We start from the raw sequence: 19,417 nt of genomic DNA on the forward strand, positions 1-19,417 counted from the left end.
CGCATGACGGCGCCCCCCCCCGGAATCCCGGGCGGGGGCGCCGTCATGCGTGGGCGCGGTGCTCAGCCCACCGCGTCCAGGGCCCGTCGCGCCCCGGCGACGACCTCGGGGTCGGTGACGAAGTGGGTGTCCTGCTCGGCCGACGCCCCGCCCGCGCCGAGCGGTATCCAGCTGCCGCCGAGCCGGCGCGGGGCGCGGGTCTTGGCGGAGAGGTGGACGGAGGCGACGCCGGCGGAGGCCAGCGCCGGGATGTCGGAGAGGCGCACACCGCCACCGGCCATCACCTGTACGCCGGGTGCGGCGGCGACCATGGCGGTGATCGTCTCCAGTCCGTCGGCCGCGGCCGGTGCGCCGCCCGAGGTGAGGACCCTGGTCAGACCGAGCGAGGGCAGCAGCGCGGCGGTGGCCACCGGGTCCGCGGACTGGTCGACGGCCCGGTGCAGGGTCACCTCCACCGGGCGGCCCGAGGCGCGGGCCGCGTCGGCGAGCCGGGCGACCGCGTCCGTGTCCAGGGCGCCGTCCGCGGTGAGCGCGCCGATGACCACCCCGGCGGCGCCGGAGGCGATGACGGACCGCACCTCCGCGGCCATCAGCGCGATCTCCTCCGCGTCGTGGACGAAGTCGCCGGGCCGGCACCTGACCAGCACCTGCGCCGGCAGCCCCTCGGCCGCGACCGCCTCGACCAGCGCGGCCGACGGGGTCAGTCCGCCCAGCTCCAGCGCGGTGCAGAGCTCGACCCGGTCCGCGCCGTTCTCCCTGGCGGCGCGGGCGCCTGCCGGTGAGGTGACGGCGATCTCCAGGGGGGGACGGGCGGTCACTCGTCGTCCCCGGTCAGCGGCTGGTCGGAGGCGGGGATGACGCGGGCCGACAGGTCCGGGTCCGCCATCTCCCGGTCGAACGGGAACATCGGGCGGCGGATGCGGTGGTGGCCCAGGCGCACCAGGTCCTGGTCCACACCGCCGGGGGTGAGCGCCATCTTCCAGCCGACCGACATGTCGAAGAGCTCGGGCTCCAGGTAGCCGATCTTCACGATCACGACGTCGGCGCCGCGCGGGTCGAGGCCGAGGCCGGTGAAGTCGGCCTCGTGGTGGTAGGGCTTACGGAGCTCCGTGAGGATCGCGTACACACTGCCGACCCGGATCACGACCTCGGTCCGGGCGTCGCGGTCGCCGTGCCGGACGGAGTGCACCGTGCCGGTCAGGGTCACCGGGCCCGCGTGCCGGTCGTCCACCTCCGCCCCGGCGGTGACCGTGACGGTGGCGCCGACCCCGGCGGCGACGGCCGTCGCGACGGCCGTCGGGCCCGGCACGGAGGCGTAGATGACGACCGGGCCGTCGTCCTTCTGGAACTCCGGGCGGGCCAGCAGCCGGGTCAGCCCCCAGGTCATGTCACCGGAACCGCCGGCGGTCGGGTTGTCCCCGGTGTCGCTGATGAAGTACGGGCGCTGGTCCGAGCCCAGGGCCTCGTCCAGGATTCCGTCGAAGGTGCCGGTCGGGGCGACGAAGTCGAAGTCGTCGCGGGCCTTCCAGAATCCCTCGGCCAGCCGCTCCGCACCGGCGGACACCGCGGCCCGGTCGGTGCCGGTGACCACCACGACGGCGCGGTTGCGGGGTTCGTCGGCCCAGGCGTAGCCGACCCAGATCGCGGCGTCGGTCACGCCGTCCATGGCCTCGACGCCGTCCACCGCCGCGTACACGCTCCTGGCGGGCTCGATCCGGGTGGAGGTCTGCTCGCCGGCCAGCAGCACCGGCACCGGCACCCAGGCCTTGACCGGGCGGGGCGCGCCGGAGGTCAGCAGCTCCACCAGGTTGCGGACGGCCCGCTCCTTGGTCTCCATGTGGTCCTCGTGCGGGGCCATCCGGTAGCAGGTGATCAGGTCGCTGCCGTGGACGAGCTCGCGGGAGACGTTGCCGTGCAGGTCCATCGAGGTGGAGATGATGACGTCGGGGCCGACGGTCGCGCGGATGCGGTCCAGCAGGACCACCTCGGCGTCGTCGATGCCCTCCACGGTCATCGCGCCGTGAATGTCGTACCAGAGGCCGTCCGGGCGGGGCAGCGCGGCGAGCCGTTCGATCAGCTCGTCGGTCAGCTCGATCCAGGCCTCGGCGGTGACGGTGCCGCCCGGCAACGACTTGCCGACCAGGGCGCCGTGCCAGTCGGCCGCCTCGCGCAGTTCCTCACCGGCGGCCAGGAAGGGGTAGCGGTCCAGCACCTCGGCGCCGCGCGAGGGGTGGAAGGCGGCGGCCCCGGTCCGGGCGGGGGAGAAGGTGGAGGACTCGATGCCGAGCCCAGCGATGGCGATGACCGGGCGGGATGCGGCGGTGCGGGATTGCGACATGGCTCCTCGTAGGGGGTCGGGTATCAGACGTGACGGGGGGCGAGAGTGCCGAACCGTTCGGCTCCGCCCACCTCGTGCAGGGCTTGGGCCAGGGCGCGTTGCAGGGCGAACTGCCCGGCGCCGACCAGTCCGGCGTCCGCGCCGAGCCTGGTCCGCTCGATGGTGAGGTGCTCGGTGACGAGCGGGTGGCAGCTCTCGTAGAGCCGGCTGCGCACCGCGGCGACGAACTGCTCCAGGGTGGAGAGGATGCCGCCGAGGTAGACGGCGTCCGGGTTGAAGAAGTTGACGTTGGCGGCCAGCACCTGGCCCAGGTAGTCGCCGGCCCTGCGGACCGTGCGGGTGGCCAGCGGATCGCCGTCCAGGGCCAGTCGGGCCACGTCCTCCGTGCTGCTCACATCGGCCCCGCGCTCGCGCAGGATGCGGACCAGCGCGGCGCCGGACGCCACGGTCTCCAGGCAGCCGGTGTTGCCGCAGGAGCAGGGGATGCCGGCACCCGCGTCGATCCGGATGTGGGTGATGTCCCCAGCGGCGCCGGTCGCGCCCCGGTAGAGACGCCCCTCGGCCATCACGCCCGCGCCGATCGCGGAGCCGATCTTCACCATGATCGTCGGGGCGTTCCCGTCGAGCCGGACGGTGTGTTCCCCGACCGCCATGCAGTTGGCGTCGTTGTCCACGGCCGCCGGGACCCCGAAGCGCTCCTCCAGCCAGGCGGCGACCGGGAAGCGGTTCCAGCCGGGCATCCGGGAGGGCCGTACGACGGAACCGGAGGCGATGTCCACGGGTCCGGGCAGCGAGAGCCCGACCCCGCGCAGGCGGCCGGGGCCGCGCTGTTCCGCCAGCGCTTCCAGGGCCTCGGCCAGCCGGGGCAGAGCCGCCTCCGGGCCGTCGGCGATCAGGAAGGGGACCGTGGAGACGTCGGTCAGGCCGCCGCCCGGAAGCACCACGCCGATCCTGGCGTGCCGGCCGCCGAGGTCGGCGGCGACGGCGAACTCGTCACGGCTCCCGATCCTCAGCGCCTTGCGGGGGCGTCCGCCGGTGGAGGACTGGGTGCCCTCCTCCGCGACCAGGCCGCGGTCCACCAGATGCCCCACGGTGAGCGAGACGGTGGAGGCGGCGGCCCCGAGGCGTCTGGCGAGTTCGGTACGTGACGTCGCCTCGCCCGATGCGACGAGTTCCAGGACCCGCACGGCGAGGGACGGGGTCCCTTTCGTGGCCTTGCGGTCCCACGCACTTATTCCAGTCATGTACAAAGTTACTTCCGCAACGGGGTAGGTGGCGAAGACGATACGCCCGCACTTCGCACAGGGGAACAGCGTCGTGAAGGAAGTACGTCACCCGTAAAATCCCCTATATCACCCCAAAGCACCCCAATTTGTCGGGCCAAATGGGACGAGAGGGCTTTCGTCGAAAGTGCAGTAACTTACTTGTTATTAATTCTTGTTTGTTTCTTCGGCAATGGCGGCGTTAGCTGTCGTGAACGCAGCGCCGACCCCCCTGAGCGGCTGCGGGCCCTTTCACTCCGAGGAGAGTCATGATCCTTACCCGCACGGCGAACAGCCGCCGCTGGGCCCTCACCGCGGGCGTCGCCACCACGGCGGCCGTTCTGCTGTCCGGCTGTTCCGGCGGGGGCACGACCTCGTCCGGGGCCGGCTCGAAGGACAGCATCAACTACGCGCTGCCGGCGAACTTCACACCGAACTGGATCCTCCCGGTCGGTACCGCCTCCCACCTGAACACCAACAACGCCTCCATATCCCAGTCCCTCTGGGAACCGCTGATCGCGTACGACGGCTCCACCGGCAAGGTCGGCTGGAACAAGAACAACTCGCTGGCCACCGGCGCCGACTTCGCGAAGGACAGCAAGAGCGTCAAGATCACCCTCGGCGACCGGCACTGGAGCGACGGCGAGAAGATCACCTCGCGCGACGTGCAGTTCTGGTTCAACCTGGTCAAGGCCAACAAGGGCGACTGGGCCAGCTACAGCCCGGGCAAGGCGCCGGACAACTGGACCTCGCTGAAGATCGTGGACGACACGCACTTCACGATCACGTTCGACAAGGCGTACAACACGCAGTGGATGCTCGCCAACGAGCTGAGCATGATCCGCCCGATGCCGCAGCACGTCTGGGACAAGACCAGCGACGCGGGCAAGGTGTCGGACCTCGACCTCACCCCCGCGGGCGCCAAGAAGGTCTGGGCGTACCTCAACACCGCCGCCAAGAAGATCTCCGGTTACGCCACCGACCCGCTCTGGAAGACGGTCAGCGGCCCGTACACCATCAAGTCGTTCTCGACGGCGGGCAAGGTGCAGCTCCTGGCCAACGCCAAGTACGACGGCGGCGGCAAGGCCAACATCAAGACGGTGAACCTGCTCCCGTTCACCACCGCGGACGCCGAGGAGAACGCACTCCGCGCCGGCACGGTCGACTACGGCTACATCAACGCCACCAACCTCAGCCAGGAAGCGTCCTTCACCGCCAAGGGCTACACCCTCAAGCCGTGGGCCGGCTGGGCGATCACGTACATGCCCTACAACTTCAACAACCCCACCATGGGCCCGGTCTTCAAGCAGCTCTACGCCCGCCAGGCGATCCAGATGTCGGTGGACCAGGCGACCCTCTCCAAGGTGATCTTCAACGGCACCGCCGTCTCGACCTACGGACCCGTCCCGCAGGGCCAGACCTCCGCCTTCGTCTCCGCGAAGCAGAAGAACAACCCGTACCCCTTCTCCACCGCCAAGGCGAAGAAGCTGCTCACCGACCACGGCTGGACCCAGCAGGGCTCCACCATGGTCTGCACCCACCCGGGCAGCGGCGACGACCAGTGCGGCGCCGGGGTCGACAAGGGCACGAAGTTCCAGATGCAGGTGCTGTCGCAGTCCGGCTCGACCGTGACCGACAACCTGATGAGCGCCCTCCAGTCGTCCTTCGCCAAGTCCGGCATCGGCTTCTCCATCAAGACCGCGCCGGTCAACTCGGTTCTCGCGCAGGCAGGCCAGTGCAAGGCCGGCGATTCCGGCTGCAAGTGGCAGCTCTCCTTCTTCGGCAGCGCGGGCAGCTGGTACTTCCCGGCCTACCCGAGCGGTGACTCCCTCTTCGCCACCGGCGGCGCCTCCAACTTCGGCAGCTACACCAACCCCGCCGTGGACAAGCTGATCGGCGAGACCACCACCGACTCCTCCGCCGTCGCCATGCAGAAGTACAGCGCCGCCCTGGCCGAGGACCTTCCGGTGGTCTGGCTGCCGGAACCCGACTACCAGGTCTCCGTGGTCAAGAGCGGCCTCGGCGGCTTCGCCCAGGACTCGCTGGCCAACTTCCACCCCGCCATGTGGAAGTGGACCAACAAGTAAGCCCGGTTGGCGACCATGCGCATCACTGAGCCGAAGCGACCGGAATACACATGAGCACTTCCTCTTACCTGATCAGGCGGGTCCTCCAGGCCGTCGTGGTGATCGTCATCGTGACGATCGTGGTCTTCGGTCTGCTGCACGCCCTGCCCGGGGGTCCCGCACGCGGGATCCTCGGCCCGCAGGCCACCCCGCAGCAGATCACGTCCTTCAACCACGAACAGGGCCTCGACAAGCCGCTGCCCGTGCAGTACTTCTACTACCTGAACCAGCTGCTGCACGGCGACTTCGGGACCTCGTACACCCTCAACGAGCCGGTCTCCCAGCTCATCACCGAGCGGCTGCCGAAGACCCTGCTGCTCACCGTCCTGTCGGCGGTCGTCGGCCTGGTGCTGGCGATCCCGCTGGGCATGTGGCAGGCCATGCGGCGCAACAAGCCGGCGGACTACGTCATCACCACGCTGAGCTTCATCGCCTACTCCACGCCCGTGTACTTCCTCGGGCTGATCCTGGTGCTGGTGTTCAGCCAGACGCTGCCGTGGTTCCCCTCCCAGGCACCACAGGGCGACACGCTCGCCCAGGTGATCTCCGATCCGCAGGCACTGGTCCTGCCGGTGGTCGCGGGCGCCGCCTCGATGATCGCGGTGTTCAGCCGCTACATGCGGGCGGCCACCCTGGAGAACCTCTCCGAGGACTACGTCAGGACGGCGCGGGCCGGCGGAACCCGCTCCCGCGCCCTCCTGTGGCGCCATGTGTTCCGCAACTCGCTGACGCCCGTGGTCGCCATGCTCGGCTACTACGTGCCGGTGCTGTTCGGCGGCGCGCTGGTGGTCGAGCAGCTCTTCAACTACCCCGGCATGGGACTGCTCTTCTGGACCGCCGCCCAGTCCTCCGACTACCCGGTGCTCCTGGGCTGCGTGCTCGTCATCGCGGTCGCCACGGTGACCGGCACGCTCCTCGCCGACATCGTCCAGCGTGTCATCGACCCCCGAGTGAAGGCAGGCCGGGCATGAGCGCCGTCATCCAGCCGGGCCAGGTGCCCGCCACGGCCACCGCCCCCGCGGCGTCGGGCTCCCGCCTCGCGCTGCGCCGCTTCCGCCGCAACCGGCTCGCCGTGGTCGGACTCGGCGTGGTGGCCTTCTTCTTCCTGTTCTGCTTCGTCGGTCCGCTGGTGTACTCCACGGACCAGACCCACACGATGCTCCAGCAGGTCAACCTCGCGCCCAGCGGCTCGCACTGGCTGGGCACCGACGCCGTCGGCCACGACGTGCTGGGCCGGCTCATGTACGGCGGCAAGGTGTCGCTGATCGTCGGTCTCGCCGCGGGCGTGCTGGCCACTGTCATCGGCACCCTGTGGGGCGCCGTCGCCGGCTACGCGGGCGGCTGGGTCGACGCGGTCATGATGCGCGTCGTGGACGCCGGGATCGCGATCCCGGCGCTCTTCATCCTGCTGGTCGTCTCGGCGATCACCACCCCGGACCTGACGGGAATGATCGTCATCCTGGGCTTCGTCTCCTGGCTGGTGCCGTCGCGCCTGATCAGGGCGGAGACGCTGAGCCTGAAGAACCGCGACTACGTGCTGACGCTCCGGGCGATCGGCGGGACGCACGGCCGGGCCATCATCCGGCACATCCTGCCGAACTCGGTCTCCACCATCATCGTCGCGGCCACCTTCCAGATCGCCGACGCCATCCTGCTCATCGCCTACGTCTCCTACCTGGGCCTGGGCGTCCAGCCCCCGGCCACCGACTGGGGCGGCATGCTGTCGGCCGGTCTCACCGCCGCGTACTCCGGCTACTGGTGGCTCATCATTCCGCCGGGCCTGGCCATCATCCTGGTGGTCTGGGCGTTCAACGCGATCGGGGACGGGCTCCGCGACGCATTCGACGTGAGGGGACGCGGATGACCGTCACCAAGGGTCCCGCCGCAACGCCGGCCGGACCGATACTCGAACTCGACGACCTCGGCGTCGTCTTCACCACGGAGACCGGCGAGGTGCCGGCCGTCCGGGGTGTCTCCCTGCACGTCCGGCCCGGCGAGACGCTCGCCCTGGTCGGCGAGTCGGGCTCCGGCAAGTCCACCATCGCGCTCGCCGCGATGGGCCTGCTGACCGGCAACGCCCGATCCACCGGCAGCGCCGTCATCGCGGGCACCCAGGTGGTCGGCGCCCGCGAGAGCGACCTCGCCTCGCTGCGCGGCCGGACCGCCTCCATGGTCTTCCAGGAACCGGCCACCGCCCTCGACCCACTGACCCGTGTCGGCAGGCAGATCGCCGAGGTGATCCGCAACCACCGCGAGATCCCCGCCAAGGAAGCCGCCGCGGAGGCCGTCGCGCTCCTGCGCAAGGTCGGCATCCCCGAACCGGAGAAGCGGGCCACGGCCTATCCCTTCCAGCTCTCCGGCGGGCAGCGCCAGCGCGTCGTCATCGCGATGGCCATCGCCAACAACCCGGCCCTGCTGATCGCGGACGAGCCGACCACCGCGCTGGACGTCACGGTGCAGGCCGAGATCCTCGACCTGCTGCGCCGGCTCGCCGCGGAGACCGGTACCGGCGTCCTGCTGGTCACCCACAACATGGGTGTCGTCGCGGACTTCGCTGACCGGGTCGCCGTGATGTACCGGGGCGAGATCGTGGAGACCGGACCGGTCGAGGACGTGCTCCTGCGGCCGTCCCACGACTACACCCGCCGCCTGCTGGCCGCCGTGCCCCGGCTCTCCGTGGCCGAGGCGGGACAGGCGGCCCCGGCCGCCTCCAGCGCGAGCCCGGACGCCGAGCCGGTGGCCGAACTCCGCGATGTCTGCGTGGACTTCGGCCGGGGCAGGAACGCCGTGCGGGCGCTGGACGGTGTCTCGTTCGCCGTGCACCCCGGCCAGACCCTGGGGCTGGTGGGCGAGTCGGGTTCCGGCAAGTCCACCGCATCCCGGGTCGCGCTCGGTCTGATCGCGCCGAGTTCCGGCACGGTCTCCCTGTTCGGCACGGACCTGGCGCGCACCCGCTCCCGGGCCCGGCGCGCGCTGCGGGCCGGCATCGGCGTCGTCCTCCAGGACCCGGTCGCCTCGCTGGACGCCCGGATGACGGTCGGCGAATGCGTCGCCGAGCCGCTCAGGGTCCACCACCGGGGCATCTCCGCCAAGGACCGCCGGAGCAAGGTGGCCGCCATCCTCGACCGCGTCCGGCTGCCGCGCGAGGTCGCGGACCGGGCCCCCCGGGAGCTGTCCGGCGGTCAGCGCCAGCGGGTGAGCCTCGCCCGCGCGCTGGTCCTTGAGCCACGGCTGCTGGTCGCCGACGAACCCACCAGCGCGCTCGACGTGAGCGTGCAGCAGGCCGTACTGGAAGTGATCTCCGAGCTCCAGGACGAGCTCGGGTTCGCCTGCCTCTTCGTCTCGCACGACCTGGCCGTCGTCCAGCACTTCGCGCAGCGCGTCGTCGTGCTGCGGGGTGGCCGGATCCAGGAGCAGGGCCCCACCGGGGCGACCCTCCTGCACCCGGAGACCGACTACACGCGCGGCCTGCTGGCCGCCGTACCGGTGCCGGACCCGGTGATCCAGCGCGGCCGCAGGGCCGAGCGCCTGGCCGCACTCTCGGCCGGCCGGACGGAGGACCGGGCATGAACCCGTACGACCGCACGCTCTTCGCGGGCGTGGACATCGGCGGCACCACCACACAGGTGGTCCTGTGCGACGAGGACCTCACCGTCCTGGACCGGGCCGAGACCGCCACCCCGGCGGCGCACGGCGGCCCGGCCATGATCCGCGCGGCCCTGGACGCGCTGACCCCGCTGCTGGAGCGCACCCACGGGCGGCTCACCGGCTGCGGGGTCGGCGCCGCGGGTGTCGTGGACTCCGGTACCGGTCACATCCTGGTGGCCAGCGACTCCTTCACCGGCTGGGCCGGTTTCGGGGTGACGGACGCCGTCCAGGACGCGCTGGGCGTCCCGGCCTTCCTGGACAACGACGTCAACGCCTTCCTGTACGGGGAGACGTCGGGCGGCGCGGTCCGGGACGAGCCGGACGTCCTCGGCATCACCCTCGGCACCGGCGTCGGCGGCGCGCTGTGGAGCGGTGGCAGGCTGTTCACCGGCCCGCACGGCGCGGCCGGCGAGATCGGGCACATCCCCGGCTTCGGCGACCTGCTCTGCTCGTGCGGCGGGCGCGGGCACCTGGAGACCCTGGCCGCCGGCCGCTCCATCGGCGCCCGCTACACGGAGCGCACCGGCCGCCGGCTGACCGCCCGCGAGGTCGCGGGGGCGGCGGAGCGCGGTGACGGGGACGCCCTAGCGGTGTACCGGGCCGCCGGTGCCGGCATCGCTCGGGCCATCGTGATGACGGCGGGCGTCGTCGACATCACGACGGTGGTCGTGGGCGGCGGGGTCAGCCACGCCTGGCCGCTGCTGGGCCCGGTCATCGACGCGTCGCTGGCCGAGGAACCGCCGGTGAGCGGTCACCCCGTCCGGCTGGTCAGGTCCGGCCTGGGCGCCGACGCCGTACCGGTCGGCGCCGCGGCACGGGCCCGGCGGGAACTCGCGGTGGGCTCCCCGGTCTGAGCCCCCGCCCGCACACACAGGCGCCCCCGTCCGGAAGGACGGGGGCGCCTGTGCATGGGGGGAGCGGTGGGGTAGGGGCCTCAGTAGATCGGGTCGACGGTGGGGCTCTCCTGGGCCAGCAGGTCGCGGGCGAACTGCTCCCACTGGGCGTAGGCGTCGGGGAAGGCCGACACCTGCACGGCCTGGCACACCTCGCCCGGCGGCCTGTTCTGCCAGTTCGCGATCTGGATCAGGCCAGGATTGCTGCCGAACGGTGCCACCCCGTAGAAGGACTTGGACGACGTGGGGACGTCCGTGATCTGTTCCGGGGTGCCCCAGCCGGTGCTGGGCCGCTGCTGGAAGATGCCGAGCGAGTCGTGGTCGACCGGGGTCAGGTAGTTGACGAACTTCGATTCCTGCATGGCCGTCATCAGCGCGATGACCTGCCCCTGCTCGGGGATCTGGGCGCCCTTGCCGACGCCGATGACGGTCCGGGCGTTGGCGAGCTCGTCCGGCCCGAGGTCTGCGGCGACCGTGAAGACCGTCCGCAGTTCGCTGTCCGGAGCCGCCCGGAGCGACCGGGCGGTCGCCGCGTCGACCGTACCGGTGGGCCGGAGCCCGTGAGCCGCCTGGAACGAACGCAGGCCGTGGTGGGGGGTGGGTGCCGCCTGGGCGGTGGCCGGAACGGAAAAGAGTATTCCGGCGGTGGCCACGACCGCGGCCACCAGCTGAGCCATTCTCTTCTGTCGCATGACGGCACGGTGTCGCGGACCGCGATGTGGCGTCAAGGACCCTGTTCGTAAGGCGAGTTGGCGAGCCGCGATGAATGACCCGTCCTCCCAGGTAGGGGAGCCGGCGGCTACCGGGAAAGGAACGGAATTCGAGGCCGGTGGGTGTGCGCCGTCACCGGTTCGACCAATGGATCAATTCCCATTTGTTGCCCGTTGTCGTAAGTGCTTTATATGAACGCCTGTTTATGAGACGGGTGTTCGCGAGCCGATGGGAATGGGCTGATGAATCAGATCACCCGCTGGACGGTGTTCGTCTGCGTGGGATGCGCCGCGCTCCTGTCCGGCTGCACCACGGACCGCGCCCCGGACGGCGGGCTGCGGCACCGTTTCGGCGCCCGCTTTCAGGCCGTGTCCGTACGGGCCCGCACAGGGCAGGGCCCCCGTCCCGCCCGGACGGGGGCACTGCCGGTCTCTGTGGGGGAGTTCAGGAGCCGACGCTCACGGTGAAGCGCGTCGGGTTGCCGTCGTTCGCGGCACCCGAGACGTCCGGTTCGCCGTCGGGGCGTACGTCGTCGTACGGGAACGCGTAGCCGATCGGGCTGTTGGCGTGCACGATCCGCGACCAGTGGTTGGTCACATCGCCCTTGTAGTAGTCCGCCACCGTGGTGCCGTTCGGCTGGTCAGGGTGACTGAGCATGATCGAGCGGTTGAAGCCGGCCGCGATCCGGGCCAGCAGGGCCTTCTTGTCGTCGTTGTCCGCCGGGTTGTTGGCGAACGGGCCGCCGTTGCAGGTGAAGATGTCCTGCGAGGTGGGCTTGGAGAAGGTGTGCCCGCCGTCGAAGGTCAGGGTGTCGCCGCTGACCCGTCCGGCGAGGACGCCGCGACCGCCCTGGAGGTCGATCCGCAGGTCCGTCGAGCGGTACTTCTCCCAGACCTCGTCGACCTGTGAGGTGAACAGGTTCCCGAAGGGCATGTCGCCGCCGCCGGACGACGCCATCAGGTTCTGCGGCGAGATGACCCGCAGTACGTTGCCGTCGGAACCGCGCTTCACCAGCTGGTCCCACGGCTGCCCGTCGGCGGCGGCCTGGGCGGTGAGGTCGTCGGCGATCCTCTGGACCGCGCCGTCCGGGAGCGGGGCCACGGTGTGCGTGGTGTCGCCCTGGAGGGTCAGGCCGATCGGCAGCGCGGTCACCAGGTCGACGTAGCTGATGTTCGCGTACAGCTGCTGCGGGTTGAAGGTGAACTCGCAGAACGACCAGGTGCGCCCGTAGTTCACGTCCGTGGGCGTGGCGAAGGCCGGTTCGACGAGGGCGGGGCCCGGGTTGAGGAAGAAGTCCAGGGTGTCGTCGTGCACGAAGTAGACCCGCGCCCCGTACATCTGGGGGAGCGTGACCACGACGGGCGCGCCGCCCGCCGCGTTCAGCGGGATGGCGCAGTCCACCGGCAGCGGGGTCTGCGGGGCCGCCGGGGACTCGGGGTGGTAGACGCTGCCGTCGGCCCGCAGCAGCACCCACTGGTCGGTGCCCTGCTCGTGGCCGGTGACGTAGGCGTTGACCTTGCCCGACAGGGACTTGTTCTCCAGGGCCAGTTCGCAGGTCGCGGCGGACGCGGAGGCGCTCGGGCTGAGCGCGCTCCCCCAGACGGGGTAGGTGAGTGCGGTCGCGGAGGCGGCGATGCCGCCCGTCAGGAACAGTCGGCGCGAAATCACGAGAGGACTCCTGAGGCGTGGGGGGTGGGATGTGGAGATGCGGGGATGTGGGGAGGTGTGTGGGGGCTGGTGAACGGTGGGGGACAGGAGGGTCGCGGACGGCGCGGCGGGGCGGGGAGGTGCGGGGAGGTGGAACAAGCGCGTCCGCGGTGCGCACCACTCTCGCGAGGGCGGCAGCGACCGTCAAGACTTGTGACTGAGAGCGCTCTCAAATATCGAAGGTCTTCACAACTCGACGCTCCGAGTGGCTACTTGGTGGGGCCGTCCGGTCCGCGACCGGCCACCGTGATCAACATCTGAACACGCGGCCGGTACCGCTTCCCACGCGTCCCACGTGGGCCTACTTGGACTTACGCGGAGCGGTTGTTGGACTGGAGAGGCCCTCGGAGTCGTACGCCGTTGACGGTGTCCGGACACGGCGACTACGCAGAGCACATGTCGCCAAGATTCACTACGGCGGGCGCTGCTGCCGCCGCCTCAGCCGCCGTCCTGGCTCTGGTGGGGACCGCCCTCCCCGCCTCAGCCGCCGCCCCCGCGCCCGCCGCGGCCGAATCGGCCGTCCCGGCGGGCGCCGTCATCGCCTCCGCCCAGCTCGCCGTCGCCGTCGCGGACGACTTCCCGCGCGTCCTGACGTACACCGACCGGGCCTCCGGGAACCAGCTGTCCGGCTCCACCCGGCCGGTCACCGCCGTCACCCTCAACGGCACCGCCCACGACGTGAAGCTGAAGGGCGCGCCCAGGATCACCAAGTCGGCCGCCCGCTACACGCTGACCTTCGCGGATCTGCCCGGCGTCGAGATCGACGCCTCGCTCTCGGTCTCCGGACGCGCCACCACCTTCAAGGTGACCGCCGTCCGCGACACCGCCGCGTTCCGGGTCGGCACGATCGACATCCCCGGCCACGACCTCGTCTCCGTCGCCAGCACCGACGCCGGGGCCGCCACCGCCTTCACCAAGCTCGACCCCGACTCGACGAGGACCGCCGACGTCTTCGCCAAGGTCACCGACGCCACCAAGGCGGACGCCGCGCCGCTCGGCGCCACCTACGCGATCGTCAACACCGGATCGCTCGCGGCCGCCGTCGAGTCCAACTCCTCGTACGACAAGCCCGCCGGCGCCACCGGCGGCGACGACGCCCGCTTCTGGCACCAGGCCCGCAAGGCCGACGACGGATCCACCCGGGTCGGCGTCTGGTCCGGCCAGTGGACCTACCGGGGCGAGGGCGCCCCGAAGCCGGAGAGCGGCGACAACCTGCCCTGGGCGAAGGTCGTCGTCACGCCCGACGCCAACGGCGACAAGACCGTCGACTGGCAGGACGGCGCCGTCGCCTTCCGCTCCATCGGCGTGGTCGCACCGGGCAGCGAGGACACCGCGGACCGGGTCGTCACCCACATCCCGTTCAACTTCGCCAGCCAGGCCACCCACCCCTTCCTGCGCACCCTCGACGACGTCAAGCGGATCTCCCTCTCCACGGACGGCCTCGGACAGTTCGCGCTGCTCAAGGGGTACGCCTCCGAGGGCCACGACTCCGCCCACCCCGACTACGGCGGCAACTACAACAAGCGCGCCGGCGGGCTCAAGGACCTCAACGAGCTCCTGAAGGACGGCAAGAAGTGGGGCGCCACCTTCGGCGTCCACGTCAACGCCACCGAGGCCTACCCGGAGGCGAAGGCGTTCGACGAGAAGCTCGTCGACAAGTCCAGCCCCGGCTGGAACTGGCTGAACCAGAGCTACTACATCGACCAGCGCCGCGACATCAACAGCGGCGACCTGGCCAAGCGCTTCCAGCAGCTGCGCGACGAGACGGACAGCAACCTCAGCATGCTGTACATCGACGTCTACTACACGCACGGCTGGATCGCGGACAAGACCCTCCAGTCCCTCCAGAAGCAGGGCTGGAACGTCTCCAGCGAGTGGGCCGACAAGTTCGAGCGCGGCTCCCTCTGGTCGCACTGGGCCAATGACCTCGACTACGGCGGCGCCACCAACAAGGGCCTCAACTCGCAGATCATCCGGTTCATCCGCAACGACGAGAAGGACGTCTGGAACAACGACCCGGTCCTCGGCCAGAGCGCCATCGACGAGTTCGAGGGCTGGACCGGCGAGACCGACTGGAACGCCTTCTACGACAACATCTGGCAGCGCAACCTGCCCGCCAAGTACCTCCAGCAGCAGAAGATCACCCGCTGGAACGGCAACGACATCACCTTCACCGGCGGCGTGAGCGGCACGGTCGAGGACGGGAAGCGGACCTTCTACGACCACGGCCGCAAGGTGCTCAGCGGCACCGACTACCTGCTCCCGTGGGACGGCGGCAAGAAGCTCTACCACTACAGCCAGTCGGGCGGTACGAGCAGCTGGGCGGTGCCCTCCAGGGGCACGTACACCGTCTACAAGCTGACCGACAACGGCCGCGTCAGGACCGGAACCGTCCGTCCCGTGGACGGGAAGGTCACGCTGAAGGCCGAGGCCGGGCAGCCGTACGTCCTCTACCCGGACAAGGCGCCGAAGGCCGCCGACGCCAAGTGGGGCGAGGGCACCCCGGTCGAGGACCCCGGCTTCAACGACAGCGGGCTGTCCGACTGGTCGAAGACCGGCACCGCCGTCCGCGACACCGACAGCCAGGGCCGCAACAGCGCGAAGCTCTCCGGCACCGGCACCGCCGCGCTCTCCCAGTCCATCGGCGGACTGAAGCCCGGCGCGCGCTACACCGCCTCCGCGCTGATCGAGGTCCAGCCCGGAAAGACCCGGCACACCACGCTGTCGGCCGGCGGCAAGTCCGTCGCCGTGGACCGCTCCACCGCCAAGGACCAGGTCGCCGCGTCCGACTGGCACGGCAGCTACTTCCAGCGGGCCAAGGTGAACTTCACCGCCCCCGCGGGCGGCCGCACCACCCTGCGCGTCGAAGCCGCCAAGGGCAGCGCGGCGACCGTCCGCGTCGATGACGTACGCGTCGTCGCCAACGCCCCCGCCACCAAGAAGAACACCGTCGTGTACGAGGACTTCGAGGACGTCGACCAGGGCTGGGGCCCCTTCCTCAAGGGCGACGCGGGCGGCGACACCGACCCCCGCACCAGCATCTCCCAGCTGCACGCCCCCTACACCCAGGCCGGCTGGAACGGCAAGCTGATCGATGACGTGCTCGGCGGCGGCGAGTCGCTGAAGGCCCACGAGGAGAACGCCGGGATCGTCTACCGGACCGCTCCCTGGACCGTGCCGATGGCCGACGGCCACCGCTACAAGGTCGAGTACGACTACCAGTCCAGCCACGCCGGCGCCTACGAGTGGGTCGACGGCTACGACCGGATCACCGCGGACGGCAAGCCCGGCTCCGTACAGACCCGGTCCACCGCCATCGGCGCCCAGCACACCACCGGGCACTTCACCGAGACCGTCACGGCGGGCTGCGGCGACACCTGGACCGGTCTGCGCAAGCGCGACGACGCCCCCGAGGGCGCCGACTTCACCCTCGACGGCTTCACCGTGACCGACCTCGGCAAGGCGCCCGAGGGTGAGCGGGCCGCCTGCGGCACGCTCACCGTCCAGCCGGCCGCACAGACCCTGGAGCCGGGCACCGCCAACACCGTGAAGGCGAGCTTCACCAACTACGAGGCCACCGACGTCACCGGGGTCTCGGTGGACCTGACCGTCCCCGAGGGCTGGAAGGCCGAGCCCGCGGGCCCGGTCACCTTCGACTCGGTCGCGGCCGGTGCGAAGGTCACCGGAAGCTGGCAGGTCACCCCGCCGGTCGACGCCAAGTACCAGACGTACCAGCTGAGCTCCGAGGCGGCGTACACGGTCGGCGGCGGGCAGCGGAAGCTCGGCGCGCAGACCTCGGTGCGGACGCTGCCGCCGCCGCCCACCACCGACAGCTGGGCCAGTGACCTGGACTGGACGGCCTCCGAGAACGGCTGGGGACCGGTCGAGCGCGACCTCTCCAACGGCGAGACCGGCACCGGCGACGGCACCCCGCTGACCATCGGCGGAGCGGTCCACGAGAAGGGCCTCGGCACCCACGCACCCGCGAAGGTCCGCTACTACCTGGGCGGCAGGTGCACCTCGTTCACCGCCGAGGTGGGCGTGGACGACGTGCAGAAGAGCGCCGGCAGCGTGCAGTTCTCCGTGACGGCCGACGGCACGGAGAAGGTGAAGTCGCCGGTCCTCAAGGCCGCCGACTCCGCCTGGTCGCTGACGGCGGACGTCACCGGCGCCAAGTACGCCGAACTGATCGTCGGTGACGGCGGCGACGGCAACGGCAACGACCACGCCGACTGGGGCAGCGCCCGCTTCCACTGCGGAAGCTGACCGGCACCGGGAGGGGAAGGGGGCGGGCCGTCATCGGTCCGCCCCCTTCCCCGTCGTAGTAAGCGCGTGCTAGACCAAACCCCGTCCGGCCCTCTGAACCACTTGCACACCCGGAGGTTGCTCGTGTCACTTCTGCCCGCCTGGTCACGCCGTGCCTTTCTCGCCACCGGCAGCGCCACCGCACTGGGCCTCGCGCTCGCCCCCACGGCCCGCGCGGAAGGGGGCGAAGACGAGTTCGAGACACTCCGGCAGCGCTGGAACGACCTCTCGCTCGGCACCGGCTACGACCCGGCCGCCGAGCCCTACGCCTCCCGGCTCGCCGGCACCGGCGAACTCGCCGGGGAATTCCGCTCGACGATGGCCCCCGCCGCCGACTCGCTCTGGGCCGGGCACACCTTCGACCCGCCGGCCGGCATCACCTGGAGCTACAACCGGCTGTGGACGATGACCCAGGCCTACGCCCAGCAGGGCACCGGCCACACCGGGGACGCGGAGCTGCTCGACGCCGTCGTCCGGGGCCTCGACCACCTCTCCAGCACCGTCTACAACCCGTCCACCGCCCCGTACGGCAACTGGTGGGAGTGGCAGATCGGCAGCCCCCGCCTGCTCATGGACATCGTCGCGGTACTCCGCGAGGAGCTGGGCGAGGAGCGCGTCCAGGCCGCCTGCGCCGCCGTCGACCACTTCACCCCCGACTCCGCGCTCACCGACTACAGCGGCACCTCGACCGGCGCCAACCGGGTCGACCTCTGCCGGTCCGTGGCCCTGCGCGGCATCCTCGGCCGCGACGCCGCCAAGACGGCGCTGGCCCGCGACGCCCTCTCGCCCGTCTTCCCGTACGTGAGCGAGGGCGACGGCCTCTACGCCGACGGCTCGTTCATCCAGCACACCTGGATCGCCTACTCGGGCACGTACGGGCAGGTCATGCTGGACGGCCTGGGCCGGCTCTTCGCGCTGCTGGCCGGGTCCACCTGGGATGTCACGGACCCGGGCCGCCAAGTCATCCTGGACAGCGTCGAACACGCCTACGCGCCGCTCATCCACGACGGCCTGATGATGGACAGCGTCAACGGCCGCGCGATCAGTCGGGGGCTCCTCAAGAGCGACGAACTCCAGGTCATGCGCAGCGACCACTTCCACGGCCAGGGGCTGATCGCGGCCGTCGCCCTGCTGGCGAACGGTGCCTCCGCCGCCGAGCGCGACCGGTGGAACGGAATGATCAAGGGCTGGATCGAACGGGACACCGTCAGCCCCGTCCTCACCGCCCCGCAGTTCGGTGTCGCCGACCTCGCCCGGCTGCACGCGGCGGCCGACGCCCCCGTCCCCGCCGCGCCGGAACCCGTCGGTCACACCCTGTTCGCCGCCATGGACCGGGCCGTGCACCGGCGCCCCGGCTGGGTCGCCAACCTCGCCATGTCCTCGGAGCGGATCAGCTCCTACGAGTGCGGCAACGGCGAGAACCCGCACGGCTGGCACACCGGGGCCGGAATGCTCTACTGGTGGCAGGGCGCCGACGGCGGCGGCCAGTACACCGACTGGTTCTGGCCCACCGTCGACCCGTACCGGCTGCCCGGCACCACCGTCTCCACCAAGCGGCTCGCGGACCGGGCGGGCGGCGAGTGGGGCGAACCCCGGCCGGACGTGCGATGGGTCGGCGGCGCGCACGACGGCGAGTTCGCGGCGGTCGGCCAGCACGTGAAGGGCCTGGACTCCACGCTGGAGGCCCGCAAGTCCTGGTTCTGCGCGGCGGACACGGTCATCTGCCTCGGGGCGGGCATCACCGCCGCCGACGGGGTGCCCGTCGAGACTGTCGTCGACAACCGCAACCTGGGCCCGGACGAGGACGGGCAGACCCTCACCGTCGAGGACCGCGAACACCCCCGCTGGGCCCACCTGGAGGGCCACGGCGGCTGGGTGCTGCCCGGCGGCGCCGCCCTGCACACTCTGCGCGAGGCCAGGACCGGCGCCTGGTCCGACATCAACACCACCAGCTCCGCCGAGCGGCGCACCCGCCACTGGCAGACCCTCTGGCTCGACCACGGCACCGACCCGGCCGGTGCCGGCTACCTCTATCTCCTGATGCCCGGCGCGTCCCGGCGCACCGTCGCCGCCCGCGCGGCGGACCGGCACTGGCTGACCGTGCTCGCCAACACCGCCGCCGTACAAGGCGTCTCCGTCCGCTCCCTCGGCCTGACCGCCGCCAACTTCTGGCAGCCCGGCACGGCCGGACGGCTCTCCTCGACGGGTCCGGCCAGTGTGCTCGTCCGCGAGGGCCGGGGCGCGTCCACGATCCGGATCAGCGCGCCGGACCGCAGCGGCACACCGTTCGAAGTGGTCTGGGACCGTCCGGTGCGCGGGGCCGTCCCGGCGGACCCGGGCATCGAGGTCCGGGCCACCGGTCGGCGGCTGGTGCTCGGCGTGGACCCGGGGAAGGCCGGTGCCACGCTGAGGTGTGACCTCCGATAG

Annotated in this window: 12 protein-coding genes; 7 read left to right on the forward strand and 5 right to left on the reverse strand. The window is 71.2% G+C overall.

The annotated features are described in order from the left end of the window. Positions 1–62: 62 nt before the first annotated feature. Genes ACFVQ0_RS36820 through ACFVQ0_RS36830 form a run of 3 tightly spaced genes read right to left on the reverse strand, consistent with a single transcriptional unit; the run spans position 63 to position 3,582 of the window. Positions 63–818 carry a copper homeostasis protein CutC gene (locus tag ACFVQ0_RS36820; protein ID WP_390093553.1) on the reverse strand — a complete coding sequence of 252 codons (756 nt, stop codon included), beginning with the start codon at positions 816–818 and terminating at the stop codon, positions 63–65. Next, the gene (locus tag ACFVQ0_RS36825; RefSeq protein ID WP_390093554.1) at positions 815–2,338 is read right to left on the reverse strand and encodes a M81 family metallopeptidase; all 1,524 of its coding nucleotides are present in this window, start codon (positions 2,336–2,338) and stop codon (positions 815–817) included. The genes ACFVQ0_RS36820 and ACFVQ0_RS36825 overlap by 4 nt, the downstream gene beginning before the upstream one ends. Positions 2,339–2,361: 23 nt before the next feature. Continuing rightward, positions 2,362–3,582: an ROK family protein gene (locus ACFVQ0_RS36830; protein ID WP_390093555.1), complete on the reverse strand. Its 1,221-nt coding sequence runs from the start codon at positions 3,580–3,582 to the stop codon at positions 2,362–2,364. Between the two features lie 287 nt (positions 3,583–3,869). Here ACFVQ0_RS36830 and ACFVQ0_RS36835 point away from each other — a divergent pair, with 287 nt between their 5' ends. Genes ACFVQ0_RS36835 through ACFVQ0_RS36855 form a run of 5 tightly spaced genes read left to right on the forward strand, consistent with a single transcriptional unit; the run spans position 3,870 to position 10,228 of the window. Beyond that, entirely contained in the window at positions 3,870–5,687 is a 1,818-nt protein-coding gene (locus ACFVQ0_RS36835; protein ID WP_390093556.1) for a peptide ABC transporter substrate-binding protein, read from the forward strand. 50 nt (positions 5,688–5,737) lie between these two features. Next, the gene (locus ACFVQ0_RS36840; protein ID WP_073738710.1) at positions 5,738–6,697 is read left to right on the forward strand and encodes an ABC transporter permease; all 960 of its coding nucleotides are present in this window, start codon (positions 5,738–5,740) and stop codon (positions 6,695–6,697) included. Further along, positions 6,694–7,590 (forward strand): ABC transporter permease, encoded by an 897-nt coding sequence (locus ACFVQ0_RS36845; protein ID WP_327339209.1) that lies wholly within the window; start codon positions 6,694–6,696, stop codon positions 7,588–7,590. Before ACFVQ0_RS36840 ends, ACFVQ0_RS36845 begins: the two co-directional genes overlap by 4 nt. After that, complete coding sequence (locus tag ACFVQ0_RS36850; protein WP_390093557.1) at positions 7,587–9,296, forward strand: dipeptide ABC transporter ATP-binding protein; 1,710 nt, start codon at positions 7,587–7,589, stop codon at positions 9,294–9,296. The genes ACFVQ0_RS36845 and ACFVQ0_RS36850 overlap by 4 nt, the downstream gene beginning before the upstream one ends. Next, on the forward strand, positions 9,293–10,228 hold the full coding sequence (locus ACFVQ0_RS36855; RefSeq protein ID WP_390093558.1) for an ROK family protein: 936 nt from the start codon (positions 9,293–9,295) through the stop codon (positions 10,226–10,228). The genes ACFVQ0_RS36850 and ACFVQ0_RS36855 overlap by 4 nt, the downstream gene beginning before the upstream one ends. 80 nt (positions 10,229–10,308) lie before the next feature. On the opposite strand, the gene ACFVQ0_RS36860 is transcribed toward ACFVQ0_RS36855, so the two are convergent. Together ACFVQ0_RS36860 and ACFVQ0_RS36865 are read right to left on the reverse strand one after the other, a co-directional pair. Beyond that, complete coding sequence (locus tag ACFVQ0_RS36860; RefSeq protein ID WP_390093559.1) at positions 10,309–10,959, reverse strand: peptidoglycan-binding protein; 651 nt, start codon at positions 10,957–10,959, stop codon at positions 10,309–10,311. Positions 10,960–11,422: 463 nt separating this feature from the next. Then, entirely contained in the window at positions 11,423–12,646 is a 1,224-nt protein-coding gene (locus ACFVQ0_RS36865; protein WP_390093560.1) for a glycoside hydrolase family 64 protein, read from the reverse strand. Positions 12,647–13,081: 435 nt separating this feature from the next. On the opposite strand from ACFVQ0_RS36865, the gene ACFVQ0_RS36870 reads away from it, so the two are divergent. Beyond that, positions 13,082–16,951 carry an endo-alpha-N-acetylgalactosaminidase family protein gene (locus ACFVQ0_RS36870; RefSeq protein ID WP_390093561.1) on the forward strand — a complete coding sequence of 1,290 codons (3,870 nt, stop codon included), beginning with the start codon at positions 13,082–13,084 and terminating at the stop codon, positions 16,949–16,951. Between the two features lie 123 nt (positions 16,952–17,074). Next, positions 17,075–19,417 (forward strand): polysaccharide lyase 8 family protein, encoded by a 2,343-nt coding sequence (locus ACFVQ0_RS36875; protein WP_390093562.1) that lies wholly within the window; start codon positions 17,075–17,077, stop codon positions 19,415–19,417.

This window comes from Streptomyces sp. NPDC057900, assembly GCF_042887885.1.
In the GTDB taxonomy this organism is placed as follows: Bacteria; Actinomycetota; Actinomycetes; order Streptomycetales; family Streptomycetaceae; genus Streptomyces.